Origin of the sequence: Chryseobacterium jejuense, from assembly GCF_017877355.1 — a bacterium.
Lineage (GTDB): Bacteria > Bacteroidota > Bacteroidia > Flavobacteriales > Weeksellaceae > Chryseobacterium > Chryseobacterium jejuense_A.
In genome coordinates, this window is sequence record NZ_JAGIPR010000001.1 from 384,927 (window position 1) to 410,931 (window position 26,005).

Sequence of the window (26,005 nt, forward strand, 5' to 3'; positions counted from 1 at the left end):
ATTAAATAAATAACAATGAATACTGGAAACTTAAGAAAGAGAATTGCGGTGATAGGTTCCGGAGTTTCCGGACTCTCTGCTGCTACATATGCTGCGAAATCCGGAAATGAGGTACATGTATTTGAGAAGCATCATCAGCCAGGCGGTCGTGCAAGACAATTTAAAACAGAACAAGGGTATGTTTTTGATATGGGACCCAGCTGGTACTGGATGCCTGATATCATTGAAGGTTTTTTCTCTGATTTTAATTGTAAAACATCCGATTTTTTTAAGCTGGTTTCTTTGGATCCCCAATTTGAAATGGTTTTTTCAAATGAGAAGGTTTCAGTTCCTGAGAAAAATGAAGATATTCGTGAGCTATTTGAAAAAATAGAACCCGGAGCAGCCAGACAGTACGATAATTTTATGCAGTCTGCCCAATTTAAATATGAAGTGGGAATGAAAGACTTTGTAACAAAACCCTGTTATAGCTGGCTTGAATTTGCTTCTTTAAAAATAGCAGGCAGTGCACTGAAGCTTGATCTTTTAAGCGATTTCAGGAAGTATGTTTCAGGTTATTTTACAGATTCGAAACTCAGATCCTTGATGGAATTTCCGGTTATCTTTCTTGGAGCTTCACCAAAGCGTATTCCTGCCCTTTACAGCCTTATGAATTACGGCGGATATGTTTTGGGAACAAAATATCCGATGGGAGGATTTTATCAGCTGGTTCTTGCTATGAAAGAAGTGGCTGAAAAACAGGGAGTGATTTTTCATTTTAATCATAATGTGCAGAAAATCAATGTTGAAAAGGGAGAACTTACCTCATTAACAGTAGATGGTAAAAATTATGAATTTGATGCAGTTATTGCTTCATCAGATTATCATCATACAGAAACATTAATACCTAAATCACTCAGAAACTACAATGAGGCATATTGGACATCCAGAACTTTTGCGCCTTCATGTCTTATTTATTATCTGGGAATCAAAGGGAAAATTCCCCGCTTAAAACATCATACACTTTTTTTTGAAAATGAGCTTGACAATCATATAGACTGTATTTATAAAAATAAGGAATGGCCCGATAAACCGCTTTTTTATGCATGTTGTCCTTCAAAAACAGATCCTGATGTAGCCCCTGAAGACTGTGAAAATCTTTTTTTACTATTACCCCTTGCACCAGGAATACACGATGAGGAATCTGTAAGAGAAAAATATTTAATGGAAATGCTTGAAAGGATTGAAAAACATACTGGTGAAACTGATATTTTTTCCAAAATTGAATATAAAAGAAGCTATTGTGTAAGTGATTTTATTTCAGATTATAATGCTTATAAAGGTAATGCCTACGGTTTATCCAATACTTTATCTCAGACAGCGGTCTTAAAACCTAAAATAAGAAACAGGAAGATCAGCAATCTTTTTTATACAGGGCAGCTAACGGTTCCAGGACCCGGAGTTCCTCCATCAGTAATTTCAGGGAAAATTGTAGCGGCTGAAGTCAATAAACTAAAATAAAATAATATGAAAAAATTGTTTGATGAATTGTCTTACCAAGTCAGTAAGCACACTACAAAAAAATACAGTACCAGTTTTTCATTGGGAATACTGGCATTGAAACCTTCCATCAGGCCTGCTGTTTATGCTGTATATGGTTATGTGCGTCTTGCAGATGAGATTGTAGATAGTTTTGATGGCTATGATAAAGAGAAGCTTCTGAAAAGATTAAAGGCTGAAACTTATGATGCACTGGAAGATGGCATATCACTCAACCCCATTTTGCATTCATTCCAGGAAACCGTTCGTCAGTATGGCATTAATACACAGTTGATCAATCAGTTTTTACACAGCATGGAAATGGACCTTCATAAAATTGATTATAACTCGGATTTATATAAGGAGTATATCTATGGATCTGCGGAAGTAGTAGGTCTGATGTGTCTGCAGATATTTACAGAAGGCAATATACAGCAATATGAAAAGCTTAAACCTTTTGCAATGAAACTAGGATCAGCTTTTCAGAAAGTTAATTTTTTAAGGGATCTTAAAGATGATTATCAGATTTTAGGAAGAACTTATTTTCCTTCCCTCAATATGTCGGTTTTTGATAATACAGTAAAAGTTAGGATTGAAAAGGAGATTGAAGAAGAATTTAAAGAAGCATTACAAGGAATAAAAAAGCTGCCGGGCTCATCCATTTTTGGAGTATATCTGGCATACAGATATTATCTTTCTCTGTTTGAAAAAATAAAGAAAACAAGCTCGCAGAATATGTTGCAAAAAAGAATCAGAATTGCCAATTCACAAAAGCTAGTGGTTGCGTTCAAAAGCTATATCCGTTACAAATCTGCTTATTTCTGATAATGCAGTTATGGCTTAATAATGATTTTTGGAAGGTTTAACCATCAATAAAAAAATAATGTACAGATTATACAGAGAACAACAGCTGAATTGCAATATTGAAACGGCATGGAAGTTTTTTTCATCTCCTCATAATTTATCGGAAATAATTCCTGAAAGTATGAATTTTGTGGTTCTTTCAACCCTTCGGGACCAACCTGTTTTTAAAGGAATGGAAATAAATTACACTGTTTCTCCTTTGTTAGGAATTCCTATGAAATGGAAGACCATCATCAGCCAGGTAGAAGACTATAAAAGCTTTACAGACTTTCAGAAAGAAGGCCCGTATAAGTACTGGAACCATTTTCATGAATTTATTCCTAATGAGAATGGAGTACTCATTAAAGATACTGTAGATTATGAGCTCCCGATGGGAATCTTAGGCAAAATAGTTCATCAGTTATTTGTAAAAGAAAAGCTCAGGAGTATTTTTGATTTCAGGTATAGGGTTTTAAATGATCTTTTTAACAATAAGCATACTTAAAATGAATTTTCTGATCGTTTTTGTGGTATTTATTTCCATGGAGGGAGCTACCTGGTTGATCCACCGGTATATTATGCATGGGTTTTTATGGAGCCTGCACAGGGACCATCATGATCATAGTCATAATGGGAAACTTGAAAGAAATGATCTGTTCTTTTTCATTTTTGCAAGCCCAGCCATTGCTTTATTATATCTTGGAGTAAAGCAGGAATTCAGTTATTGTTTTTTTATCGGTCTGGGAATAAGTCTTTACGGAATGGCTTATTTCTTTGTGCATGATGTTTTTATTCATCAGAGGGCAAAAGTTTTTACAAAAACAAAGAACCCGTATTTCCTTGCGATCAGACGTGCTCATAAGCAGCATCACAAACATCTGGGGAAAGAAGATGGAGAATGTTTTGGCTTTCTGTGGGTTCCTGTTAAATATTTTAAAATGTTTTTTAATAAAAAATGATGCCTTATACTTACATACTGATTAACTTTTTCACTGTCATTATTTGCTTTTTGGCCTCTTTTGACGGAAGGATACAATTCAATAAGCTTTTCGGAAAATTTCTACTGTCATCCACTATCGTGGCAGTTCCTTTTATTATTTGGGACATATGGTTTACTGCAAAAGGAGTGTGGTGGTTTGATCTCAATTACACCTTAGGAGTTAAATTAGCGGGACTTCCCGTTGAAGAATGGCTGTTTTTTTACTGTATCCCTTTTGCCTGTGTTTTTACTTACTATTGTCTGGAAAAGTTTTTTAATCTTGGCTGGGCTAATGTATTAAATAATCTCATTGTATTTACTGCTGTTATTTTTCTTAGTGTGACAGGGATTCTTTATTATGAAAGAATATATACTTTGCTTACTGTGATCGTAACGATAATCACGCTTTGCTATCTCCATTTTATCGCTCAAAAAGAATGGTTAGGAAAGGCCAGTTTTGTATATCTGATTTTGATGCCTGGCTTTTTTGCAGTGAATGGAATCCTGACAGGCTCTTTAATTCCTTCGCCGGTTGTTAACTATAATCCTGATGACTTTTTAGGGGTGAGAATGGGGACTATCCCTGTTGAAGATGCCGTTTACGGGTACAGCCAGTTTTTGTTAAATATTTATTTCTTTAAAAAAATAACCAAAAATGAAAAATAGAGTAATTTTTATTGTATTGCTAGGTTTAGTACTATTAAATAGTCTTGCCTCCTGTTCTTCTATGCCTGAAAAAGCACGACCTGTGAGTCAGTTTGATGTCAACCGGTATTTAGGGACATGGTATGAAATAGCAAGATTCGATTATCGTTTTGAAAAAGATCTTGATAATGCATTGGCTCAGTACAGTCTTAATGCAGACGGAAGTGTAAAAGTAGTCAACAGCGGATATAATTTTAAAAAGAACAAATGGGTTTCTGCAAATGGTACTGCCAGATTCAGAGGAGGGAAAGATGTTGCAGCCCTAAAAGTGAGTTTTTTCGGACCGTTTTATGCAGGATATAACGTAGTTGCGCTTGAAAATTACAAATATGCATTGGTTGCCGGGAGAAATTTAGACTATCTGTGGATTCTTTCCCGTGAGAAAACCATTCCGGAAAATATAAAACAAATTTTCATCTCCAAAGCTCAGGAGATCGGTTATGATACATCAAAACTTATCTGGGTAAAACAGGATAAGAAAAGTCCGTTCGACAAATAAATAATCAACTTAAAATCAGTAAAATATGGTTACAATACAGGCGCAATCAAAGATACCAACAGATTATGGAGTATTCACTGTATATGCATTTTCAGAAAGTGAAGAAGACTGGACTCCTCATTTGGTTTGGGTGGCGGAAAATATAGATTTTGCCGGGACGGTCAATGTACGTTTCCATTCAGAATGCATCACCGGAGAAGTTTTTCATTCCAAAAAATGCGAATGCGGGCAACAGCTGGATGCTGCTATGAAATATATGTCTGAAAACGGAGGGGTCATCATCTATCTCCGCCAGGAAGGAAGAAATATTGGAATTATTAATAAACTTAGGGCCTATGAACTTCAAGAGCAGGGCTGGGATACCGTTGAGGCTAATTTGAAACTGGGGCTTCCTGCAGACGGAAGAAACTTTGATATAGCCGTTGAAATGCTGGATATTCTAAAGATCAAAGAAATAAACCTGTTAACTAATAATCCCGACAAGATCAAATGTGTAGAGAATAGCGGGATTATCCTCAACAGCAGAATTCCTTTGGAAATTGATTCTAATGAAGTGAATGAAAGTTATCTCGTTAAGAAAAAGAATTACTTTGGTCATCTTTTGGAAAAATTTTAAATATCTTTTGTCTATAAGATTCAAATTAAATTTTAATGTTTTTTTAACACAATAATTATTTTTCAGGCACGATGATTGTTTATTTATATACCAATTACTAAAATATTATATTATGAATAATTCAGATTACAACAAAGCAGAAAATGCAGTAGATCAAACAAAAAACTCTTTAAAAAATGCAGCTGATGAGGCAAAATGGAAAATCAATGAGTTAGCGGACAAAGCTAAAGATTTTATCAATGAAAAAAGAGATAATGATCAGGAAGCAACTCAGGAAGACTGGTTGGATAGGGTGAAGTCGAACTTTTCAGATGTATGGGAGGATATTAAAGATAAAGCTGATGAAGCTTGGGAAAGCACCAAAGATGCTGCTGAAGATGTGAAAGCAGAATGGAGAAAGAAGACCAATTAATGTTAGTGTAATAAATGCCCGGAACTTATAGTTTCGGGCATTTATTATTTCATTTCAATATTTAGTTTATTTGTATCTTAATTTAAAACATGTTCTGGCCTATAAATTTATCTCTTATATAATTTCCTTCATTCTTTTTTATTTAAATAATAGTTTATTAATATTCTTTTTAATTTGTTTATTAGTATATTTGTGCATGTTTTTATAAGGCGAATATCTATCATGAATAAAGTGAATATTTTTTGGTTCAGAAGAGATCTTAGATTGGATGATAATACAGGGCTTCATCATGCACTGAGTGCAGGATTAAAGGTTATTCCTGTTTTTATTTTTGATACTGATATACTGAATCAACTTCAGAATAAAAATGACAAAAGGGTAGATTATATTCATCAGGCTTTACAGGACATTCATAAAGACCTGAAAAAATATAACAGTGGTCTTTATGTTTATCATGGTACTCCAATAGAAGTATTTAAAAGAATAATCCGGGATTTTAATATTGATAAGGTCTTTAGCAATAGGGATTATGAACCGCAAGCCATACAACGGGACCGGCAGATAGCAGATTTACTGTTGAAATATCATATTCAATTTAAAAATTTTAAAGATCAGGTCATCTTTGAAAAAAATAATATTCTGAAAAATGACCTTTCTCCATATACTGTTTTTACTCCATACTCAAAGAAATGGAAAGAAAATTTGAAGAATATAGAATCGGTTACTACAAACCCGGCACAGTTTGCAGATTATAACGGATCTTCTGAAATCATTTCATTAAAAGAAATTGGATTTGAGAAAACAGATCTTGAATTTATAAAACCGGAGCTGGAGAGCAGTATAATAGATTCTTATGATAAGTACCGGGATTTTCCTGCAATGGATCATACCAGTCATCTTGGGACTGCACTTCGTTTTGGAGTTATTTCAATCCGGAAATGTGTACAATATGCAGTTAAGCATAACGAAGTATGGCTTAATGAACTTATATGGAGAGAATTTTTCATGCAGATTCTGTATCATTTTCCAAGTGTTGTTCATCAGTGTTTTAAAAAGAAATATGAGAATATTGTTTGGAGGAACAATGAAAAAGAATTTAAGGCGTGGTGTGAAGGTAAAACTGGATATCCAATTGTAGATGCCGGAATGAGGCAGCTCAACGAAACAGGATTTATGCACAACAGGGTAAGAATGATCACAGCAAGTTTCCTTACTAAACATCTGCTTATTGACTGGAGGTGGGGAGAGTCCTATTTTGCTGAAAAACTGCTGGACTACGATCTGGCTGCCAATAATGGAAACTGGCAATGGGCTGCAGGCTGTGGTTGTGATGCTGCGCCTTATTTCAGGATATTCAATCCCTATGAGCAAACAAAAAAGTTTGATAAAGATACTCAGTATATCAGAAAGTGGCTTCCGGAAGATTATAGGGAAAAGCCCATCGTGGAACATGAAAAAGCCAGAGAAAGAGCATTGAAAGCTTACCAAGAAGGATTGGCAGAATAACCGATAGTATAACTATTCACTAATAAATAAATAACATTGGCTAAAAAAGGAATTTTATTGATCAATCTTGGCTCTCCGAGATCTACTGCAGTTGAAGATGTAAAGGAATATCTGGATGAATTTTTGATGGATGAAAGGGTAATTGATTACCGTTGGATCTTTCGGGCACTTCTTGTGCAGGGAATTATTCTGAAAACAAGACCTGCCAAATCTGCCAGAGCCTATAAAACGGTATGGACAGACGAAGGATCACCATTGATCGTTATTACAGAAAAGATTCGGAAAAAACTTCAAAAACTGATAGACGTGCCTGTGGAAATAGGGATGAGATATGCTGAACCAAGCATTGAGACAGGCATCAGGAATCTTGTTGAAAAAGGAATCACGGAAATTGTACTGTTTCCTCTTTATCCACAATATGCAATGAGTACCACTGAAACTGTTATTGAAAAAGCAGAAGAGATCAGAAAGAAAAAATTCCCAGGTGTAAGAATCAACTACGTACAGTCTTTTTATAACCGAGATCTATATACGGACTGCCTGGCGGAAAGTATCAGGGAGAAGCTTCCAGAAAATTTTGATGCTTTATTATTTTCTTACCATGGCGTCCCTGAACGACATATTTACAAAACAGATCCAACAAAGACGTGTAATATGAACGATTGCTGTTATAAAGATACGCATCCCAGTCATTCATTTTGTTATCGACACCAGTGTTTTAGTACCACAAATAGGGTTATCAGAAAGCTTGAATTGTCAAAAGATAAAGTTATTGTTTCTTTTCAGTCCAGATTGGGAAAAGACAAATGGATAGAGCCCTATACAGATCATACATTAGAAACTATTCCACAAAAAGGAATTAAAAACCTTGCGATTGTTTGTCCTGCATTTGTTTCAGACTGCCTGGAAACCCTGGAAGAAATTTCCGTTGAAGGAAAAGAGCAGTTTCTGGAAGCTGGAGGTGAAACCTTCACCTATATACCTTGTCTGAATGACGAGGACCGCTGGATTGAAGTCGTCCGTATACTATGTGAAGAGCAACTTAATCAATTTTATTTACTATAGTTTTGATCATATATTGCGTAACTCTTTAAGGAATTAGGTATTTTTGTAAACTATTTAACGGATATGAATTATACACTTATTAAAGATTTTATAGACTTACTGCAGGAGTTTGAAACTGAAGTCCGTGCTTGTCCTGATTTGTATCCGGGAACTATTCAGGGCTTTAAAGAATGGATTTCTGATAAGGATAATAGTAAGGAGGAAAATCATCCTGAAGAACCTTATTGGGATGGGAAAGAAAATGGAAGAACACCGGAAAGTGCCATAAGTACATTGCTTGTTCATCTTAACCGATATGCGAAAACATACTCAAAGTCTGCAATCTCAGATTCAGAATTCTCTACCCAGGAAGACTTTATTTATCTGATTAATTTGAAAGCTTTTGGTGAGATGACTAAGATGGCACTTATCAAAAAAAACATTCATGATAAGCCCGTGGGTATGCTTATTATTGGCAGACTGTTACGTCAGGGACTTATTGAACAGACAGATTCTGATTTGGATAAACGCAGTAAGTTAATCCGTATTACCGAAAGAGGATTATTAATCTTGGAAAATCAAATGGAAAAGATTCGCCAGGCAACCAATATCGTAGCTGGAAATCTCAATTATCATGAAAAGATGGAGCTTATACGTATTTTAAATAAACTGGATCGCTTTCATTATCCTATTTTTTCACGAAATATTAATTCTGATCAGCTCATCACTACTGTATATGATGAGTATACATTTAAGACTTTTTAGACTTTTAAATTGATAATTAATATTTCTGTGGATATACTATTTTTAGTGGTTATGGTATGTTTTTCTTGGAATTAGTCCGGTTATCTTTAAATTCTATAAGTTTAGCTAAATCCTCAATAAAAGTGTTTGGAAAATGTACTTCTGCAATCACAAAGCTCCTTTTTTAGGGGCGTTTTTTATATATACTATTTCCAAAATTTACCCGATAATGATGGTTTATTGTCTATAAACAAAAATCAGCCATTATTTAGCAGAAAATGACAATAGAAAAATCAGCCATAAGGGAGATGGATAAGGTGCAAGATGAAATCAAGAAAGAAAATCCGGCACCAACAAAAGCATTAATTTCCCATTAATACACGGAATATTTAGGGTAAGCTAGAAATATGGAAGACCTCTTCCTTTCAAACAGAAAGGCAGAATTATGGGAAAAGCTTACGGAAAGGTTTAGTACTGAAATAGCTCTGAATTGCCCCCTTCAAAAAAAAACTGCTGTGCAAAGTCTTCAGATTTTGAGCCTATAGGGCTATATTGCTTTTACATTCATTACAAACAAGAAAAGCCTACCCCGATTTTATCTAAGGTAGACTCATATTATATTTAGATAAGTAGATTTCTTATTTTGGATATACTGTTGCAATAAATTGCTTATCTGTAGGAGATAAAATGGTATTGCTTCCAACACTGAATCCGTTTGTAGTTAGCGTTGAGCTGATGCTATAGTGCATAATAGACTGTGTATCGTAAGCACTATATTGTGTTTGTGAAGTTGAATATTTTGCAAAAAGGTTGTTGTCTACCTGAGCTTGAGTCCAGTAATTTGGAGCACCTGCATAATAAGCATATACTTTTGGCTTATCCCATGGAATAGCTGCTAAAGGATGTTGATGCTCGTGGATCATTCCAAGGGCGTGGCCAAATTCATGTATGACTGTTCTGCTGAATTCCGTATCACTTGTTGAATCATTAAACCAGCCGAAGTTCATGGTTTCCTTATTAGAAGCAATACTAAGAGCATCTTTTCCAAGATATGAATAAGATCCGGCACCAGAGGTAAATGTTACACGAATTTGTGGTGTTCCGCTTGTAACAAAATTAAAAGTAATGTTGGCATATTTGGACCATTCTTTAGCGTATTGTATCACCTTGTTGCGAACATAGGTACTACCTCCGTAAAGACCTACAGTGATAACACTACCATTTGCCCATTTTTTACTGGTAATAACAGCTCCCTTAGAAGCCGTTCCTGGAGTCTTATCGTCTCCGGGAAGATAAACATCTTTACACATTTGTGTTTTTTCGAAACCAGCAGGGATATCTGCTTGAGGGATGGCCAGTAATCCTGAAAGTGCTTGTTGGTCTTGTGGGGCTTTTTCATCCACACTATCATTTGTAGTGTTACATGATACTAAAGCCATTGAAATAAATGATCCTAATAAGATCTTTTTGTGTAGTTCCATAACGTTGTTTTTTTATATTGATTAGTGGTTTTTTTGAACACAGAAAAAAATAATCTATTCTATGTGAATTAAAATTAAAATAAAAAACAATTTTCTTTCTTATTTTCTTTTGTAAATTAAGATCAGGTAATGTCTACACACATACTACATTTAATTTAATTGCCCTCCCAGAGAGGGATTTCAATGATGTAAAATTGTGTAGGTTTATTTTTATACCATCTTTTAATAGCATCGCTATTTGGAATATTAAACGATGTGAGTCCACACAATGGGTATAATCTTATTGAATAATTTCTCTTTTTCTTAAGAACTCCTTCAAAAAATAAATTGGAGTTTAAAATTTATAAGTTGAATGAGAATGATTGAGCCAATTAGATATTTTTATTTTATTGACTATCAGGTTTCTGATGTTTAATATTTTTAGGAATTAAAATATAGATTTAAAGGAAGAATAAAGAAGCTGGCATACTGTTTCTTTAGCAGCAGGGATCAAAGTAATTTGACATGACCAGAAAGCAAAATAAACTTATTGACACTTGAAAAATAATAATGAATTAATGAATATCTAAAAAGCGGCTGAGAAAAATTCCCAGCCGCTTTGTTCAAGTATTTGTAAAAGAAAAAAATGATATAGCTAAAGTTGAATAATTGTCTTTATTGCTCTACAATAGTCAATGAATTATATACACCGTTGCTGGAGATATCAAATTGGCTGATAGTACCGTCAAATGCAACGGTGATCCAAGTGAAAGGTCTTAATTTATCTCCTTTGTTCAAATAAACACTCACGGTACAGGCTGAACCCACAGGTACAGCATTAGGGCTTGCTCCGGTATCAGAAGCATAGCCATTATTTGTTTTTACTCTTTGGGTAATAGTTCCGGCAGGATTTCTTACTTCCCAGATGGCTTCTGTCTGATTATTTCCGCCAGTATTTACCTGGCTGGATTGTAATGCAAAAGTAAAGGTGGCAAAATACACCCCGGTTCTGGGGGCAATAAATTCACCGGTAGCCGGATTGAAATTACTGGTGGGAACACCAGAGTCAGAATCTAATTTTTCTGCCCAGTTAGTTAAATAAGATGATCTTCGTTGTACGATTCCGGATTTAGCTCCTATTTCCGATGGGTTTGAACTTTCAAATACATAGGTGTCCTGGGTAATTTTATTCGCCATAACAACAATACGAGGCTTACCTTTTGGGAAAAAACTTACCCAATTTGTCCCATCTGAAAACTCTAGGTATCCCTTTACTCCAATTGCAGGGCTTGCAACATAGCGTAAAGCACCGGGACCAACTTGTGCAGCTGTTTTATCAGTGTTTCCTACAGCAACAGAACCGTTGGCTCCGCTGCGTAAATCTATAGCAACTTTTGGGTTGGCGACCAATACTCCTAGTTTTCCGGATTTATCTATTATAACCTTACCTGCATCAGTTTTGACCTCAAAGGGGTTTGTTGGGTTTTCTATTCCTATCCCAATTTGAGCATTGGCAAGAGTCCCAAAAAGTAAGAGAATAAAAGAAATGACTAAATTTTTTATATATTGTTGTTTCATTATTGTTGTGTTTATAATTCACTAATACTCAAATTATTAAACTTTCCGTCATTCAAGGTGTTTCTGGCAGAACCTATATTATGTTTGACGCTGAACTTAATGGTATTACCTGTTTTAAGGTTAAAAATTGCATTACAGTTTCCACTTATATAATTACTGACAGTGCCAGCCTGGAATGCAGGATAAGAATTAATGGTTTTATAAGTTTGAATGTTTTCAATATTCCGATCACTTTCTATTGCTGTCTCTATAAAAGTATTTTTGGGAATAGTACCATTAGCCAAAGTAATATTGAATGATACTAGATAAAACCCATCTCGGGGAGCGGTAAAAATACCTGTAGAAGGATCAAAATCACCATTGGGAGTTGTTCCGAGATCTACTGTTTCTGTCCAACCTGATAGGTAAACCGTAGCATTATTTCCAATGCTTTGAGCCGTGTTCTTATTGGCATTCACAAGTGCTTTGGCAGGAGGAGTAAGAGGCAAAGCAATCCACTGTTCTCCATCAGAATATTCTAAAAAACCGCCTGTATTATAGCGTATTGCGCCAATATCGGCTTCACTAGGGGATTGTGTGCCAGCTCCTAGGCCAATAAGTCCTTTATTGTCTGGAGATCGAAGATCTACTTTGGTTATTGGATTTAAAACCCCAAGTCCCAGATTTCCTGTTGCGCTTACCACAACATCATTTGATAACTTCGTTGGATCAGGAGCCATTCCATTATCTTTTGCAGCATCAATTTGTAAAGGTTGTAAAGGTGTATTTGTATAAAAGCCTACCTGGGCATCTATTTGAGTTGAAGAAAAAAATAGAACACAAGCAAGGAATTGATAAGTGAAGATAATTCTCATAATAAATAATCTGTTTTTTAATGTTCTATAATGGTTAGATTGTTGAATCCATCATCCGGATTGGTGGGATCTGTAGCGTTGGTGGTTACTCTGAGTGCGACCGAGCCACTTGATATAAGATTATGCCAAAGTCTCGTTGCAACCTTTGTACCCGCAGTTAAAGTAAGGGTAACTGTACTTGATCCTCCTGCCTGGGTAGATCTTGTAGAATTCGCATCATCAGCAGTACCAGTCATAGATTGTCCGAAAGTTTTATAAACAGATGCAAGTATTGTATTGCTTGTAGTGTTATAAAATTGTGATTCTACTCTGGAGCCATCATTGATAACAGCTCCACTAAAGTTAAAGGTCAGCAGGAATGTATAGGTGCCATCGCGGGGAGCAGTAAAAATACCGGATGGTGCATCAAAACTATTACTCATATCTCGCACTATATTCCAATTATTAATATTGGTAGCTGTATTCTGTGTTATGGACTGGCTGCTTATCTTACGTGCCACTACTACCGATTTTTGAGGAGCTATATAGGCTTTATGCCAAACGGCTCCGTCCGAGACTTCAATTTTAGGTCCTACAGGTGTATTGGCCACGTCATATCTTACAGCACCAGCACCAGCATCTATCGCAGACATGGTAGTTGTACTGAGCCCTAAAGCATTCTCATTCCCTGCAGACCTCATATCAAGCTTTACCTTGGGATTAAGAACCCCTGCTCCAATAAAGCCGGTTGTTTTGTTAATAATAATATCATTGGCTACTTGTACTGCAGATACATCATCATTAGCTGGATTATCTTTAGCACCATCTATATGTAAAATACCTTTAGGATTTGATGTTTGAATCCCAACTTGGGAAAATGCAGTGCTAATAGAGAAATAAAATACTCCCAAAATGAGTATTAGAAAACGTATTCTTTCTTTCATGTGTATATTTTTTTGATTTTGAATGATGATAAAATTCCAGTGCTATTAATACAGTTAATACAGTCTCAAAAAAGGAATAGAAGCTCCTTATCTGGAAAGTGATTTTCCCATGGGTTATGATACTTCTACCTATAAATGGGTGACAAACTGTGAATTATTAAACAAATTCTTTTTAGTATTTTAAGGTTTAATATAATAGGCTCTGTTTCTCATATATTATCAAAGTCCAAAAATATTACATTTACTTAATATATAGTTGCTTAACGTTATAGATATAGTTATGTAATGTATATAGATGTTAATCGATATGTAAGTTACGTTAATGGTGAGCAAAAACTATTGAATGAGTTGCATTGAATTTTTGTACTTGATGTTGAGGAATGATAATTGGTAATAATGTAGGATGAATTTATAGAAGTAATGCTCTAAACTGCCAATCGCCTTAGATCACTCAAAGGCCTCCTGTTAAGTTAAGTCTATATCAGTCTGAAAAAGTATAGATACAAAAAATCCTCGAATGACTTCGAGGATAAAAACTAATAACCATGAAAACTCAAATTAAACATGAGAATCGGGTGCAAATTTAATACAAATTAAATTACTGGGCAATTGTAGTTATCAATGAGTTGTATTGTGAATTTCGTTTGCTTTTTAAAATTTTAAGTAGATAGAGATAAAACTAAAGTTAACATTTATTAATATTGTTTATTTTTTGAATTTAATATTACGTAAAGCTTATAATGTGATAAATTTTTTATTTTTAAAAAGAAAGAGAAAAATATTTTTTGGATTTAAATATCTAGTTTATACTAGTGATTATTTGATAAAAAGAATAAATACCGAAAATAAATAACCTTTTTTCATTTAACATCCAAGATAACTTTACACCTATGCTAAAAAAGCAAAACCGTTTTCTAAAAACCTATTTTTATTGAATTAAAAACATGATCAACTCAATCGAACTTAATTTGCCTCGTACGAGCAAAAAGAGGTTTCTTTTATTTCTTGTAACCATTGTCTTGGTTAGTTATGCTGAAGCTCAATCTGTGGGAGATATACTTTTAAATCTAAACTATGAAAATGGAACTCTAAACCCTTGAATTACGGGAGTAAACCCTAAGAACGCTACAGCATCAAAGTAACTATGCTTTAGTAGATGATAAAACAAATTATACAGCCTATAATAGAGGTCCTGTTGGCGGAGATCATGGTTATATTAAATGGGGAGTATATGTAACACCTCCGGATATTAAACGTATTGTTTATCATGATGATATAAAAGTTATTGATCTTGGCGGAACAGCTGTGCCGGATTTTAAAAGGCAGGCTGCTGAAATAGTATATGCCAGCCAATCTCATTTACCTTAGACGATCAATACATCAAACAAATATACAGCCTGGAAGTTTTTAAAAGCTTCCAGGCTTATTATATGATAGGTTCAAATGATTTCAGTAATGAAATTTTCCATCTTTGGAATGTATAGCAAACATACCAATGAAGGAGATAAATTTATAAGGATTGACTCCAAAAAGATATGGTGTCAATAAAGAATCAATTGCAAAAAATTAATTAAGATTATAGTTTGCAATCACCAGACCTAATATAAAATGTACATAATTCTGATCCGTTTCCTGTCTGTTAATCAGCTTATTTTTATATTCGTAAGAATTTAATGCCTGTGTTAATCTCTGATAAGTCTCAAAATTGTCATCTTTAATTTTTACCCTTATATTACCATCCTTCCTGTTAATGAGTTGATTATCTAAGGTTCTTACTTTGAATAAAACGTTAGATAATTTCGGACGGAAATTCATTGCCCCGATATATCTTTCAACAATATTGATCTTGAATGTATCAAATATGATGTTGTGAAAAACAATTTTAGAGTTAGGCTCCTGAGTATTGAGCTCGAGCTTATAATTCATTATAATTTAAATTTTAGTAAAGATAGGCTTAATTATACCACATAATAAAGCCTTGTTAATAGATCATTCTCATAATCATGATAGTACATTATCTGTCATCAGAATGAATGAGTAAAGATAAAGTTTTTTATTGATAAAAAAGTATGAGAAGATTAAATATAATGCATTAATGCCTAGTTGGGACATATGTTAAACCTATGAAATAGGTTTCTGTAAGGGCATTTGAAAATTATTTCTTTGACTTAAATAACCTGAGTTCTGGATAAGCTATTTCTGTTTTTAGTAAGTAAGGAAGCCTGGAGCTTGGAGAGGGAAGTGAGTTGAGGTTAAAAAACACACTTACAACCCTGTCATTTATTATTCCTTTAAAGACAGCTTCATCAAATTTTACTACAACGTCAGAAATTGTAGCTCTGATAGTAACTTCCAGCCTATTATCCTTAATTTTATTATCCCGAACTCGGGTTAAATATTTAAACTCAAAGAAAATATTTAAATTTATAGTTCTCTAATTTATTTCAAAACATTCAAAAAAACTAAAAAAAAATTGAAGAAAATAGTAAGCATAATGCTTGTCATTTTAGCAGGCCTGAAATTATGTGCACAAAATACCTATGTATTTTTTGGTTCATTTAATCATGATAAAGAAACTGAAGGAATCTACGTCTATGAATTAGACACTCTCAAAGGTAAACTATCGGAAATAACATCCGTTAAAGGAGTTTTAAATCCATCGTTTCTGACGCTTTCACCGGATGGTAAATATATTTTTGCCTGTACTGAAAGTAAAACGAAGAATGCAGGAAGTGTAAGCAGTTTTGCGTTTAATCCTGAAAAAAAGACCCTTACTTTTATCAATAGCCAGAAAACGGGTGGAGAAAACCCTGTTTATCTTGCAGTTCATAAGAATGGAAAATGGCTGATTAATGGAAACTATACTGAAGGCAGTACTTCTGTTTATCCTATCTCAGAAAAAGGGTTGATACAGCCAAGAGTTCAGAATTTTCAGTTTTCAGAAGGAAGTGTAAATCCGGATAGACAGGACCGGGCTCATATTCATTCAACTGTTTTTTCTCCTGATTTTAAGTATGTGTTTTTACCGGATCTTGGAGCCGATAGAATCAGAGCTTATGCATTTGAAACAGATAAAAAAGAGCCATTGGCAGAAGCTGAAAAGCCTTTTACTCCAACTCCATTAGGAAGTGGACCAAGGCATCTTACTTTCCATCCGAACGGGAAATTCGCTTATTGTATTGAAGAAATGGGGGGAGCCGTAAGTGCTTACCAATATAAAAATGGAAGACTGGAGCCCATTCAGAGAATCAATACCCATTCCGATCAGTATAAAGATAGTTTTGAAAGCTCAGATGTTCATATTTCTCCGGATGGACGTTATCTGTACGCTTCGAATCGGGGAAATGAAAACAATATTACCATTTTTTCAATTTTGAATGACGGTACTTTAAAAACGGTAAGCTATCAATCCACAAAAGGAAATCACCCGAGGACCTTTACCATTGACAGCTCCGGGAAATTTTTAATTGTAGCTCATCCGGTAAGTGGAACTGCTGTTGTTTTTAAACGGAATGCGGAAACAGGATTGTTAAAAAAAGTAGGCAGGAAAGTAAGGCTGAACGGAGTTTCTACCGTACAGATCAGAAAATATTAATATCCAGTAATGAATGCTTTTCTTTGTTGAGTGGAACATTCTTGCGATTTTTTATAAGAGTTTTACTATTATAATTTTGCGATTATTGTGTCAAAATAATAACAAAAATAAAAAAGCAGAGATCAATTCTCTGCTTTTTCTTTTTTAACCACTTGATTCATAATTAAGATCACTCCAAATAGGAGAATCGCAATGATAAGATATCGCCAGGAAAGGTTTTTTTGTTCTGTTACTGTTCCGCTTACAGAAATAATAAAACTGGTAATCGAGGTGATTACATACACCAGTCCGCCCATCAATCCACCGGCTGTTCCTGCATTTTTAGGAAAATACAGCATACTCGTTGTAAAGAACGAAGTAAATAAAACCCCCGAACAGATATGAATAAAAAAGGCAAAAGGAATCATGATATAAAGACTTTCTGCAAAGTAGCTGGTCGTGATTAATCCGGCAATCAGTATCAATTGAAGGATAATTGGCAGTAAAATTCTCGATTTAAAATCCAGACCCAGTCTGCGTTTCCCGATAAAACCTCCGATCATCCATGAAAAACCTAAAATCAAGGTACAGTATCCAATGACTACAGGAGTAAAATGGAAAGTATTCTCAATAATGAAAGGTCCCGTAATATTGAAGAGCATTACAATAGAATAGCTTAATCCGAGGATAATGATCCCCAACATAAAGATCTTATTTTTAAGCATCATTGAATACAGGCTGATGTTCTCTGAAAGATCCAGCTTCTTCTTCTGTGGAAGACTTTCTCCACTGAAGAACCATTCAAAAAGAAATAAAAATCCTGCATAAAAGGCAAGAAAATAAAAGTTAGCATGCCAGTTAAAAAGCTTTTCAAGATAACCGCCAAGGAAAGGTGCCAGAATAGGGCCACAGGACCATGCAATCGTAAAATAACTTAGATAATGCTTTACCCGTTCCGCATCATAAATATCTACAAAAATAGCGCGGGTAGCCACAACAAGTACGGAGACAGCAATCCCCTGAAGGATACGAAGGAGGCATATCAGTAAAATGCTGTTGGTCATGGTAATGAAAATACTGCTCAGGATCAAAACCAATAAAGCAAGTAATTTAGGACGGTAACGGCCGATGCTGTCTAGAATTCCACCTACAAACAGCTGGGAAATTCCATAGCTCAGCAGGTAAGACGTTAAAGTGATCTGTATATCTTTTTCCGAAACCATCATTTCCTTAGCCATAGAAGGGAAGGATGGTAGGTAAATATCGGTGACAAACCCTGAAAGCGGGATAGACACAAAGGCCATAATGGTTATTAATCTGATGCGTTTCTCAGATGCTTCTCTCAACATATTCATTCATTTTTTACCATGCAAAAATACTTCAAGAATAGAAAATTCAGTTTTAAAAGACAAAGCAAAAATTACAAAATTCAAATATTTAGAAAGAATTCTTAAATTTCAAAGGAGAAGTCTCGGCATGTTTTTTAAAAAAATTATTAAAATGGGAAGGTTGTTCAAAGCCAAGGGTATAGCCAACCTGTGCAATATCCCAATTGGTATATTTTAGAAGGTTTTTAGATTCCTCAAATATTTTTTCCTTAATAATTTGTGTAGTAGTAAGGCTTGTAACCGATTTTACGGATGAATTCAAATGGTTGACATGTACATTCAGATGATCTGCAAAATCAGAAGCCGTTTTTAAAGCTAAAGGGTAAGCTGGAGAATCCAAAGGGAACTGTTTGTTCAGAAGCTCATCAAACAACCTGTATAGACGGACATTGGCAGGAAGCTCATTAAGGCTTACGTCCTCAACACGGTTTTGAAGAGCAAGGTGTAAAACAGAGGCGAGGTTACTTTTAATGCCGCTGCAACGGAAAGGATAGGTGGAATAGTTTAGTTTGTACATCTGCTCAAAATACATCGTAGTCAGTTGGATCTGTTCCTCATCCAGAAATATAAACGGTTTACTCCATTCTTTAAATAAAGAAGTCTTTTTAAACAAGTTAAACTCTGAATTTACATTAAAAAATTCCTGATTGAATAGACATGAAAATCCTTCCTGGAAATCATCCTCACATTCCCAGGTATAAGGGATATTAGGGGATGGAAAGAAGAGTACAGGACGGTCAACATACATAGTGTGAGATCCGTAATGGGCAGTTCCTTTTCCTATAATAAAACAGATTTTGTAATAATCACGTCGGTTATAGGGGCTTTTAAAACTACAATACTTTCGCGGAATGATATTGAAATGGGTTTTTCCGGTCTCAAGATCAGCATCAGATATTTCGAGAATGTTTCTACGGGTACGTTTGTAGTAATCTTTTATGGTTTCCAGTTGATCGCTCATTGTTCCAGAATTATAAAAATCAAAGATAGGTAAATCTTTGGATTTTAAGATTTACCTTCAATAGTTTTTATGATTGGTATTGATTTAAGATCCTTTAATTCTTACTGACCTGCATTTCTATAATATAAGACGGAAGTTGAAAAGGCGTTGTTTTTGTATTTTCCTTAATGGCAAAACCCAATTCTTTCAGAAACTCCAGGAGTGGATCTTCTGTAAGGATGTTGGTCCATATGATATCAGTGAATGAAGCAGCTGCTTTACATTTTTTCCATAGAGATTCACGGGTCTCAGGCGTATCATATTCCTTAAGAATAACAAAATTAAGCTCTGTAAACCTTTTCCCTTCCGGTGAACCCGGGTATCCGGAGCCGCTTTTTACAATGCCATAACCTACAGGTTTTTGACCTGAATAGGTGATAATTAGCTGATTAGACAGATTGTTCAGTTCATTAATCATTTTCCTGGGATCCCAGTCCTCAATATATTGTTTGATCTCTTCCTCCGGAATAAGTTCTTTATAAGTAGAATGTAAAGAAGATTTGATGACTGTAAAAAGATCATCAACACCTTCGTCTGAACCTATGGTGAATTTTGAAATGATTTCCATTCTTTTTTCTTCAAAATTAGGAGATTAATCTATTCCGAAAGGGTACAGATGACTAAAATGTAACCGGTACAGACTCTAATTTTGTAAATTTGTTCAGTACAGATTGATATAAGTTGATGAAAACCTACAAATACGAAACTTTTACAGCAATTATTGAAAAACAGATCCGTAATGGAATCTTACACAGTGGTGACAAGCTGCCATCTATCCGGGAAACAAAGGAAAGATATCATCTAAGTACCAGCTCAGTACAAAGTGGTTTTGAATATTTAATCATTAAAGGTCTGATTGAAAGCAGTCCACGCTCAGGGTATTTTGTAGCCAAGAAAAGAGACGAGTATATTCCAGAGACTAGAACGAAGCTTTCTCCAGTGGTACGGGATGAAAAATTTATGAAGAATATACTGCTGACTTCCAAAAGAATTTCAGAATCGAGTTCCTTTAATACAGCGGTACCTGATGATCTTTTAATTCCACAGAAACTGATCTTAAGAACTATGCAGGAAGTGATCCGTGAAAAAGGAGCTTCTTTGTTGAGGTATTATCCTTCCAACGGGCTTGAAGCACTGAGAAAACAGATCGCAAAGCAAATGGGAATACATGGCTGCAGGTTTAATCCTGATGAACTTATTATTACAGATGGTGCTCTACAGGCATTAACCATTGCATTAAGTTCTGTAACCAAGCCTGGTGACGTTGTTGCAGTGGACAGTCCCTGTGTATTTTCTACACTGGAGGTAATTGCTAATCTGGATCTGAAGGTTATTGAGATTCCTATACATTATAGAAATGGTTTTGAAACTGAATATTTTCGAAAGGTTTGTGCTGAAAATGATATCCAGGCCCTGATTGTTACCCCGAATTTCCATAATCCAACCGGAATCATGATGAGTGATGAAACCAAAAAAGAGGTGTTGAAAGTTGCGGAAGACTACCAGATCTGCATTATCGAAAATGATATGTACTCTGACCTTTACTTTGAGGAAAAAAGACCATCCAGCATTAAAAGTTTTGATAAAAAAGGATGGGTAATGACCTATTCTTCTTTTTCGAAAACACTGGCTCCCGGGATTCGTTTAGGTTGGCTGCATGCCGGAAAGTTTTATGCAAAAGCAGAAAGAGCAAAGTTTGCCCTGGGTCGATCTGTATCTCCGCTTTATCAGGAACTTATTTTGAAACTTTTAGAAGGGAACAGCTACGAAAGACATTTGCGGTCATTCCGGAAAAAGTTAAATCAACAGGCCAATCAGTTGCTGGAAGTTTTAAGGAGACGCTTTCCACAGGATTCATATTTTCATAGGCCGCAGGGAGGATATAGCATTTGGGCACAGATGCCGGAAAATATGGATATAAAGAGATTTCATCAGTATTGTGAAGAACATAAAGTCTTATTCACTCCCGGAAATACCTTTTCTCTTACAGATAAATACGATCACCATTTTCGGGTTGTCTTTGCAGAGAGAATTACTCCTGAAAGTCTTTATCTATTAGAAGAGACAGGAACGAAAGCTCATGAGTTTACTCTAAATGAAGAATAGTTCATAGGTTGATAAAATAAAGGACTCCAGTATCTATCTATCTTTTATTACAGCTGAGTGCTTTATATTTTCTATCTCCGGAAGGTTGAAAATGGGATGATTTATCCCCGGTCTATTCAATCAGATATTTAATATTTATACTTTTATCAATTTCCAATTGCGGAGTTCCATCAATAATTTTGAAAGAAAAGCCATCAATCCATTTTTCTTTAGGAAGATCAATATCTTCACCATTAAGAATATGTTTTTGGAAGGAATAGGAGATGTCCTGATCCAGATACTTTTGAACAAACTCAATGAAAAGTTCATCCGTAAACTTCACTTTTTTCTCTCTACAGGTTTTCAGTAATTCCCGCATCAGATCATCTAAAGATTTTTTATAATGGGTTTTCATCATAATTTGATTATCCAGCCAGAATGCAAAAATAGCCCCGCGTCTGTAAGGAACTTTCTCTACATTCCTGCTTTTCCAGAAGTCATCTTTTATTCTGTAATTAGGAATATTTCTTTCCGGATTTTTCCAATGGTGTTTAATAACTTCGGTGTTAAACGACTTTTGCCACTCATCTATTGAGAGGTCCTTTATTCTTAACCTATTTTTATACGTGTAATAATCGGTAAAACCTTCGCTGAACCAATAGTTCAGTTCCTCATGCTTATTTTGAATTGCATTCCCGATCCATTCATGCATTAATTCATGGTGAAAGAGATACAGATAAGAATTCTTATTATTAAAAGGATTATTAGTTCCCTGGATCATAAATGCATTTTTAATAGCAGAACCTGTAGTGCTATAGCCTTTATATAAGCTGTCTTTTTGAGAAACAGTAGGAGTCATTGTAATGGTAAAATAATCCTGGTCATAGTCTTTCCAGAAGTCCCTTTGAGATTGAACGGCTTTCTTCAGATTGGAAAATAAAAAATCATCCGTAAAACCGTTGTTCCAGTCATCTCTCAATGCAAAATAAACGGGTTTATCATGTATTGTAAAAGAATAAAACCTGTAATCACCTCCTATAAATAAAGAATTATAAAAGCCGTCCCAAAGTATTGTTTTTATTTTCAGTTTACGAATTTGAGAAGCAAAATTATTATGAAGCCTGAACTTTTCCGGGAAATTCATCCATTCAACAGAGAATTCAAATTCCTGCTCATCCGGCATTTTTGTAAAAGAGAACGGAACCATGAAAAGATTCTTACCCAAAACATGAAAGAAGGTATTGTTGATTCTCGGTCGGTTGAAGATTTTATAATTAGGATCAGTAAAATCTTGTTTGATATGATAAACCAAGGAAAATTGAATTCCTTTTTTCTGATGAAGCTCTATTTTGTTATTTTCAGGCTTGATTTCGAACTTAATACCAGGGTTTTCTTCCTGTAAAAGAACAAGATTTTTAAAAAGGTCATTCTCACCCCAATTTTCATTGGCATAATAAAAAGATAAAGTATCCGATGCCTTTTTCAATGTATAATCTACCTGTACTTTTAAGCCATTCTTTGCAAGGTTTTCATCATAATATACTTTATAGCTGATTTTATTTTGAGAATGAGCCATGAATGGGAGTATAAATATCAGAAAAATTATTTTTTTGAACATGGGTTAAGTCGTTTTTCCAAATTTAGTATAAAAATCCAAAAATTAAAGGCGGCTTATGGTTCGTTTTGAAATAGAATTTTTAAAACTTTCAGAACTTGCTGCCAATACAATAGAAATTAGGAAGAAAAATGAATGAGGAAGAACTAGGTGAAATTTGATCCACGAATGATTACAGAAGGATTTTTAGGAAAATGAGAGGCTGAAAATCGATAAAAATCTGTTCAAGGGTAGAAATATGTTAAAATTTCAACCATTTTGCTCAAACTTTTTTCTCTGCTACTAGGCTGGAATCACCATAAAACCTATATTTGCAGCCTAAATTTTTAAATATAATGAAAGAACTAATTGAAAAAATCAACGCAGAATTTGAAGCGTTCACAACTGAGGCAAACCAACAAGCGGAAAAAGGTAACAAAGCAGCTGGTACAAGAGCTCGTAAATCAGCTTTAGAATTAAGCAAATTGTTCAAGGATTTCAGAAAAGTTTCTGTAGAAGAATCTAAGAAGTAATTCAACCTTTAGCCGGCTTTTGTAGCCGGTTTTTTTATGCCCTTATTTTTAGTCATTGCGAACCGAAGGTGAAGCAATCTCACCTTTGAAATATGTTGAACTTCGCAATGTCACAAAGTCTAATCAATACTAATGCAGGAATACTATAATAAAACTATTCGTGTATTCTTGAAAACAATTTGTATTGTAACTCTTTGCGTTATTGTTTTTTCCTGTAACACTTAAGAAGCTCCAAAAATATCTTATTTATTAATGAGATTTATTACTATATTCTTCTTAATTTGTTTCAATCATATTCATATCCATTTTTTACGTTTATCCTTTCACCATCTCCGCAATTTCTTTTATCTTTAATGCAATCAATATACATTATGAGGATAAATAGATTTTTTGCAGTACCGGCTGTAATGTTGGCTGCCCAATTTTCATGGGCTCAGGTAAAGGTAGACCCGAAAGAGAACCTTAACCCAATCGTAAAAAGTTTTGTAGATGAAGTAAACAACAATTCCCAGCTTGAAGAGATGGCTTATGAGCTTTTGGACGGAATAGGCCCACGTCTTGTGGGAACCCCGGAAATGCTTGCAGCTAATGAGTGGAGTGCAGAAAAACTCCGTTCATGGGGAATTGACGCTAATCTTCAGCAGTTCGGAACCTGGAAAGGATGGCAGAGAGGAACTACCCATGTAGATATGGTATTCCCAAGAGTGAAATCTTTGTCAGCCACTCAACTGGCTTGGAGCCCTGCTACCAAAAAAGCTGTTGAAGCTGAGGTAGTCGTTCTACCCAAAGTATCATCTAAAGCTGAATTTGACAAATGGCTTCCTTCTGTAAAAGGAAAAATTGTGCTGATGGCTCAATACCAGAAGTTAGGACGTTCTGATGAACAAATCAAAGAGTTTGCAACTCCGGAACTGTATGAAAAGCTTAAAGCAGAAAAAGATCAGGCAGCCAAAGACTTTGCAGCGTATGTAAAGAACATTGGATATGATAATAATACCCTTCCTGAAGCGCTGGAAAATGCAGGAGCAGCAGGAATTGCCATTTCAAACTGGACTGGAATTATGGGAGCAAACAGAATTTTCGGTGCAAAAACTTCCAAAATTCCAATGATAGACATTGATGTGGAAGATTACGGGATGCTTTACAGAATGGCAGAGAAAGGAGCCCAGCCTAAAATTAAGATAGATGCCCAGTCTAAAGTGCTTCCTGAAGCAAAGAACTTTAATACGATCGGTATGATTAAAGGGAAGGAAAAACCGGATGAGTATGTCATTCTTTCCGCTCATCTTGATTCATGGGATGGTGCTCAGGGAGCTACAGACAACGGGACAGGAACACTTACGATGCTTGAAACCATGAGAATTCTTAAAAAATACTATCCTAATAATAAAAGAACAATAGTGATTGGGCTTTGGGGAAGTGAAGAACAGGGGCTGAACGGTTCAAGAGGCTTTGTAGCAGATAATCCGCAGATTATTAAAGGAACACAGGCTGCATTTAATCAGGATAACGGAACCGGACGTGTCATCAATATCAGTGGTCAGGGGTTTGTAAAAGCTTATGACTACATTGGTAAATGGCTGGATGGGGTTCCAAAAGCAGTAAGAAGCCACATCAAAACAGATTTCCCTGGAATGCCTGGCGGTGGCGGATCAGACCATGCTTCATTTGTAGCAGCAGGTGTACCCGGATTTTCATTGAGTTCTTTGAACTGGGGGTATTTCGGATATACATGGCATACAACAAAAGATACGTATGATAAAATTGTTTTTGATGAGGTGAAGAATAATGTGATCTTAACAGCAGCATTAGCTTATATGGCTTCTGAAGATCCTGAATTCACCAACAGAGAAAAAAGGGTAATGCCTAAAGACGATAAAGGAAATCCGGTACAATGGCCGGAAGTAAGAGAACCTAAAAGAAGTTCTAAAGATTATAAGTAAGATTTTATTACAAGAATATAATTTTTCAAGAGGTTGCCTAAAAAGGTAACCTCTTTTAATTTTTCGATATTTTATATCACTTTATATTGAAATAATATCATTATGGCCACTTTCTTACAATTAAAATTATGTACAAATGAAATGCTTTGTAACCATATTGCATGCAGTCTAATCGGTTAAATTGTGTATTGATTAAAATTTAAAATC

General features: G+C 35.0%; 24 protein-coding genes. 15 read left to right on the forward strand and 9 right to left on the reverse strand.

Annotated elements, in window-relative coordinates; translation table 11 throughout:
• Window positions 1-15 precede the first annotated feature (15 nt).
• The 11 genes from J2772_RS01735 to J2772_RS01785 all read left to right on the forward strand — a co-directional run bounded on the left by J2772_RS01735 (window position 16) and on the right by J2772_RS01785 (window position 8,887).
• Window positions 16-1,500, forward strand: a complete 1,485-nt coding sequence (locus J2772_RS01735; RefSeq protein ID WP_209912746.1) for a phytoene desaturase family protein — start codon at window positions 16-18, stop codon at window positions 1,498-1,500.
• A gap of 6 nt (window positions 1,501-1,506) precedes the next feature.
• Window positions 1,507-2,343 (forward strand): phytoene/squalene synthase family protein, encoded by an 837-nt coding sequence (locus J2772_RS01740; RefSeq protein WP_209912748.1) that lies wholly within the window; start codon window positions 1,507-1,509, stop codon window positions 2,341-2,343.
• 55 nt (window positions 2,344-2,398) lie between these two features.
• Window positions 2,399-2,866: an SRPBCC family protein gene (locus tag J2772_RS01745; protein ID WP_209913446.1), complete on the forward strand. Its 468-nt coding sequence runs from the start codon at window positions 2,399-2,401 to the stop codon at window positions 2,864-2,866.
• Between the two features lies 1 nt (window position 2,867).
• Window positions 2,868-3,320: a sterol desaturase family protein gene (locus tag J2772_RS01750; protein ID WP_209912750.1), complete on the forward strand. Its 453-nt coding sequence runs from the start codon at window positions 2,868-2,870 to the stop codon at window positions 3,318-3,320.
• Window positions 3,317-4,006, forward strand: coding sequence for a lycopene cyclase domain-containing protein (locus J2772_RS01755; protein WP_209912752.1), 690 nt, complete (start codon window positions 3,317-3,319; stop codon window positions 4,004-4,006). Before J2772_RS01750 ends, J2772_RS01755 begins: the two co-directional genes overlap by 4 nt.
• Window positions 3,996-4,544 (forward strand): lipocalin family protein, encoded by a 549-nt coding sequence (locus tag J2772_RS01760; RefSeq protein WP_209912754.1) that lies wholly within the window; start codon window positions 3,996-3,998, stop codon window positions 4,542-4,544. Before J2772_RS01755 ends, J2772_RS01760 begins: the two co-directional genes overlap by 11 nt.
• A gap of 25 nt (window positions 4,545-4,569) precedes the next feature.
• Window positions 4,570-5,160, forward strand: coding sequence for a GTP cyclohydrolase II (gene ribA, locus J2772_RS01765; protein WP_209912756.1), 591 nt, complete (start codon window positions 4,570-4,572; stop codon window positions 5,158-5,160).
• A 112-nt stretch (window positions 5,161-5,272) separates the two neighbouring features.
• Window positions 5,273-5,572, forward strand: a complete 300-nt coding sequence (locus J2772_RS01770) for a hypothetical protein (protein WP_209912758.1) — start codon at window positions 5,273-5,275, stop codon at window positions 5,570-5,572.
• 219 nt (window positions 5,573-5,791) lie between these two features.
• Window positions 5,792-7,078: a cryptochrome/photolyase family protein gene (locus J2772_RS01775; protein WP_410494382.1), complete on the forward strand. Its 1,287-nt coding sequence runs from the start codon at window positions 5,792-5,794 to the stop codon at window positions 7,076-7,078.
• Between the two features lie 36 nt (window positions 7,079-7,114).
• Window positions 7,115-8,143, forward strand: a complete 1,029-nt coding sequence (gene hemH / locus J2772_RS01780) for a ferrochelatase (protein ID WP_209912763.1) — start codon at window positions 7,115-7,117, stop codon at window positions 8,141-8,143.
• A gap of 63 nt (window positions 8,144-8,206) precedes the next feature.
• Window positions 8,207-8,887 carry a MarR family winged helix-turn-helix transcriptional regulator gene (locus J2772_RS01785; protein ID WP_209912765.1) on the forward strand — a complete coding sequence of 227 codons (681 nt, stop codon included), beginning with the start codon at window positions 8,207-8,209 and terminating at the stop codon, window positions 8,885-8,887.
• Between the two features lie 617 nt (window positions 8,888-9,504).
• Here the strand turns inward: J2772_RS01785 and J2772_RS01790 are convergent.
• The 5 genes from J2772_RS01790 to J2772_RS01810 all read right to left on the reverse strand — a co-directional run bounded on the left by J2772_RS01790 (window position 9,505) and on the right by J2772_RS01810 (window position 15,607).
• Window positions 9,505-10,347 carry a M12 family metallopeptidase gene (locus tag J2772_RS01790; RefSeq protein WP_209912768.1) on the reverse strand — a complete coding sequence of 281 codons (843 nt, stop codon included), beginning with the start codon at window positions 10,345-10,347 and terminating at the stop codon, window positions 9,505-9,507.
• A gap of 654 nt (window positions 10,348-11,001) precedes the next feature.
• A complete protein-coding gene (locus J2772_RS01795; RefSeq protein WP_245365063.1) occupies window positions 11,002-11,904 on the reverse strand; it encodes a hypothetical protein in 903 nt (300 codons plus the stop codon).
• An 11-nt stretch (window positions 11,905-11,915) separates the two neighbouring features.
• Complete coding sequence (locus J2772_RS01800; RefSeq protein WP_209912770.1) at window positions 11,916-12,758, reverse strand: hypothetical protein; 843 nt, start codon at window positions 12,756-12,758, stop codon at window positions 11,916-11,918.
• Window positions 12,759-12,775: 17 nt separating this feature from the next.
• On the reverse strand, window positions 12,776-13,681 hold the full coding sequence (locus J2772_RS01805) for a hypothetical protein (RefSeq protein WP_209912772.1): 906 nt from the start codon (window positions 13,679-13,681) through the stop codon (window positions 12,776-12,778).
• Between the two features lie 1,566 nt (window positions 13,682-15,247).
• Window positions 15,248-15,607 (reverse strand): hypothetical protein, encoded by a 360-nt coding sequence (locus J2772_RS01810; protein ID WP_045497910.1) that lies wholly within the window; start codon window positions 15,605-15,607, stop codon window positions 15,248-15,250.
• A gap of 568 nt (window positions 15,608-16,175) precedes the next feature.
• Between J2772_RS01810 and J2772_RS01815 the strand changes: the two genes are divergently transcribed.
• Window positions 16,176-17,276, forward strand: coding sequence for a lactonase family protein (locus J2772_RS01815; RefSeq protein ID WP_209913450.1), 1,101 nt, complete (start codon window positions 16,176-16,178; stop codon window positions 17,274-17,276).
• A 122-nt stretch (window positions 17,277-17,398) separates the two neighbouring features.
• On the opposite strand, the gene J2772_RS01820 is transcribed toward J2772_RS01815, so the two are convergent.
• From J2772_RS01820 to J2772_RS01830, 3 genes are all read right to left on the reverse strand, one after another.
• Complete coding sequence (locus tag J2772_RS01820; protein WP_209912774.1) at window positions 17,399-18,604, reverse strand: MFS transporter; 1,206 nt, start codon at window positions 18,602-18,604, stop codon at window positions 17,399-17,401.
• 88 nt (window positions 18,605-18,692) lie between these two features.
• The gene (locus J2772_RS01825; protein ID WP_209912776.1) at window positions 18,693-19,604 is read right to left on the reverse strand and encodes a helix-turn-helix domain-containing protein; all 912 of its coding nucleotides are present in this window, start codon (window positions 19,602-19,604) and stop codon (window positions 18,693-18,695) included.
• A gap of 94 nt (window positions 19,605-19,698) precedes the next feature.
• Window positions 19,699-20,211: a hypothetical protein gene (locus tag J2772_RS01830; RefSeq protein WP_209912778.1), complete on the reverse strand. Its 513-nt coding sequence runs from the start codon at window positions 20,209-20,211 to the stop codon at window positions 19,699-19,701.
• A 116-nt stretch (window positions 20,212-20,327) separates the two neighbouring features.
• Between J2772_RS01830 and J2772_RS01835 the strand changes: the two genes are divergently transcribed.
• The gene (locus J2772_RS01835; protein WP_209912779.1) at window positions 20,328-21,749 is read left to right on the forward strand and encodes a PLP-dependent aminotransferase family protein; all 1,422 of its coding nucleotides are present in this window, start codon (window positions 20,328-20,330) and stop codon (window positions 21,747-21,749) included.
• A gap of 112 nt (window positions 21,750-21,861) precedes the next feature.
• Here the strand turns inward: J2772_RS01835 and J2772_RS01840 are convergent, their stop codons facing one another.
• Window positions 21,862-23,346, reverse strand: coding sequence for a M1 family aminopeptidase (locus tag J2772_RS01840; protein ID WP_209912781.1), 1,485 nt, complete (start codon window positions 23,344-23,346; stop codon window positions 21,862-21,864).
• Window positions 23,347-23,678: 332 nt separating this feature from the next.
• Between J2772_RS01840 and J2772_RS01845 the strand changes: the two genes are divergently transcribed.
• Both J2772_RS01845 and J2772_RS01850 read left to right on the forward strand, forming a co-directional pair.
• A complete protein-coding gene (locus tag J2772_RS01845) occupies window positions 23,679-23,855 on the forward strand; it encodes a histone H1 (RefSeq protein ID WP_034684091.1) in 177 nt (58 codons plus the stop codon).
• A gap of 371 nt (window positions 23,856-24,226) precedes the next feature.
• The gene (locus tag J2772_RS01850) at window positions 24,227-25,798 is read left to right on the forward strand and encodes a M28 family peptidase (RefSeq protein ID WP_209912783.1); all 1,572 of its coding nucleotides are present in this window, start codon (window positions 24,227-24,229) and stop codon (window positions 25,796-25,798) included.
• Window positions 25,799-26,005: the final 207 nt, after the last annotated feature.

Bases quoted from the DNA above. Each gene is read 5' to 3' on its own strand.
- J2772_RS01815 (WP_209913450.1), top strand. From the start codon at position 16,176: ATGCTTGTCATTTTAGCAGGCCTGAAATTATGTGCACAAAATACCTAT.
- J2772_RS01840 (WP_209912781.1), bottom strand. From the start codon at position 23,346: ATGTTCAAAAAAATAATTTTTCTGATATTTATACTCCCATTCATGGCT.
- J2772_RS01790 (WP_209912768.1), bottom strand. From the start codon at position 10,347: ATGGAACTACACAAAAAGATCTTATTAGGATCATTTATTTCAATGGCT.
- J2772_RS01835 (WP_209912779.1), top strand. From the start codon at position 20,328: ATGAAAACCTACAAATACGAAACTTTTACAGCAATTATTGAAAAACAG.
- J2772_RS01740 (WP_209912748.1), top strand. From the start codon at position 1,507: ATGAAAAAATTGTTTGATGAATTGTCTTACCAAGTCAGTAAGCACACT.
- J2772_RS01830 (WP_209912778.1), bottom strand. From the start codon at position 20,211: ATGGAAATCATTTCAAAATTCACCATAGGTTCAGACGAAGGTGTTGAT.
- J2772_RS01820 (WP_209912774.1), bottom strand. From the start codon at position 18,604: ATGTTGAGAGAAGCATCTGAGAAACGCATCAGATTAATAACCATTATG.
- J2772_RS01750 (WP_209912750.1), top strand. From the start codon at position 2,868: ATGAATTTTCTGATCGTTTTTGTGGTATTTATTTCCATGGAGGGAGCT.
- J2772_RS01825 (WP_209912776.1), bottom strand. From the start codon at position 19,604: ATGAGCGATCAACTGGAAACCATAAAAGATTACTACAAACGTACCCGT.
- J2772_RS01735 (WP_209912746.1), top strand. From the start codon at position 16: ATGAATACTGGAAACTTAAGAAAGAGAATTGCGGTGATAGGTTCCGGA.
- J2772_RS01785 (WP_209912765.1), top strand. From the start codon at position 8,207: ATGAATTATACACTTATTAAAGATTTTATAGACTTACTGCAGGAGTTT.
- J2772_RS01810 (WP_045497910.1), bottom strand. From the start codon at position 15,607: ATGAATTATAAGCTCGAGCTCAATACTCAGGAGCCTAACTCTAAAATT.
- ribA (WP_209912756.1), top strand. From the start codon at position 4,570: ATGGTTACAATACAGGCGCAATCAAAGATACCAACAGATTATGGAGTA.
- J2772_RS01805 (WP_209912772.1), bottom strand. From the start codon at position 13,681: ATGAAAGAAAGAATACGTTTTCTAATACTCATTTTGGGAGTATTTTAT.
- J2772_RS01845 (WP_034684091.1), top strand. From the start codon at position 23,679: ATGAAAGAACTAATTGAAAAAATCAACGCAGAATTTGAAGCGTTCACA.
- J2772_RS01770 (WP_209912758.1), top strand. From the start codon at position 5,273: ATGAATAATTCAGATTACAACAAAGCAGAAAATGCAGTAGATCAAACA.
- J2772_RS01760 (WP_209912754.1), top strand. From the start codon at position 3,996: ATGAAAAATAGAGTAATTTTTATTGTATTGCTAGGTTTAGTACTATTA.
- J2772_RS01795 (WP_245365063.1), bottom strand. From the start codon at position 11,904: ATGAAACAACAATATATAAAAAATTTAGTCATTTCTTTTATTCTCTTA.
- J2772_RS01755 (WP_209912752.1), top strand. From the start codon at position 3,317: ATGATGCCTTATACTTACATACTGATTAACTTTTTCACTGTCATTATT.
- J2772_RS01850 (WP_209912783.1), top strand. From the start codon at position 24,227: ATGAGGATAAATAGATTTTTTGCAGTACCGGCTGTAATGTTGGCTGCC.
- J2772_RS01800 (WP_209912770.1), bottom strand. From the start codon at position 12,758: ATGAGAATTATCTTCACTTATCAATTCCTTGCTTGTGTTCTATTTTTT.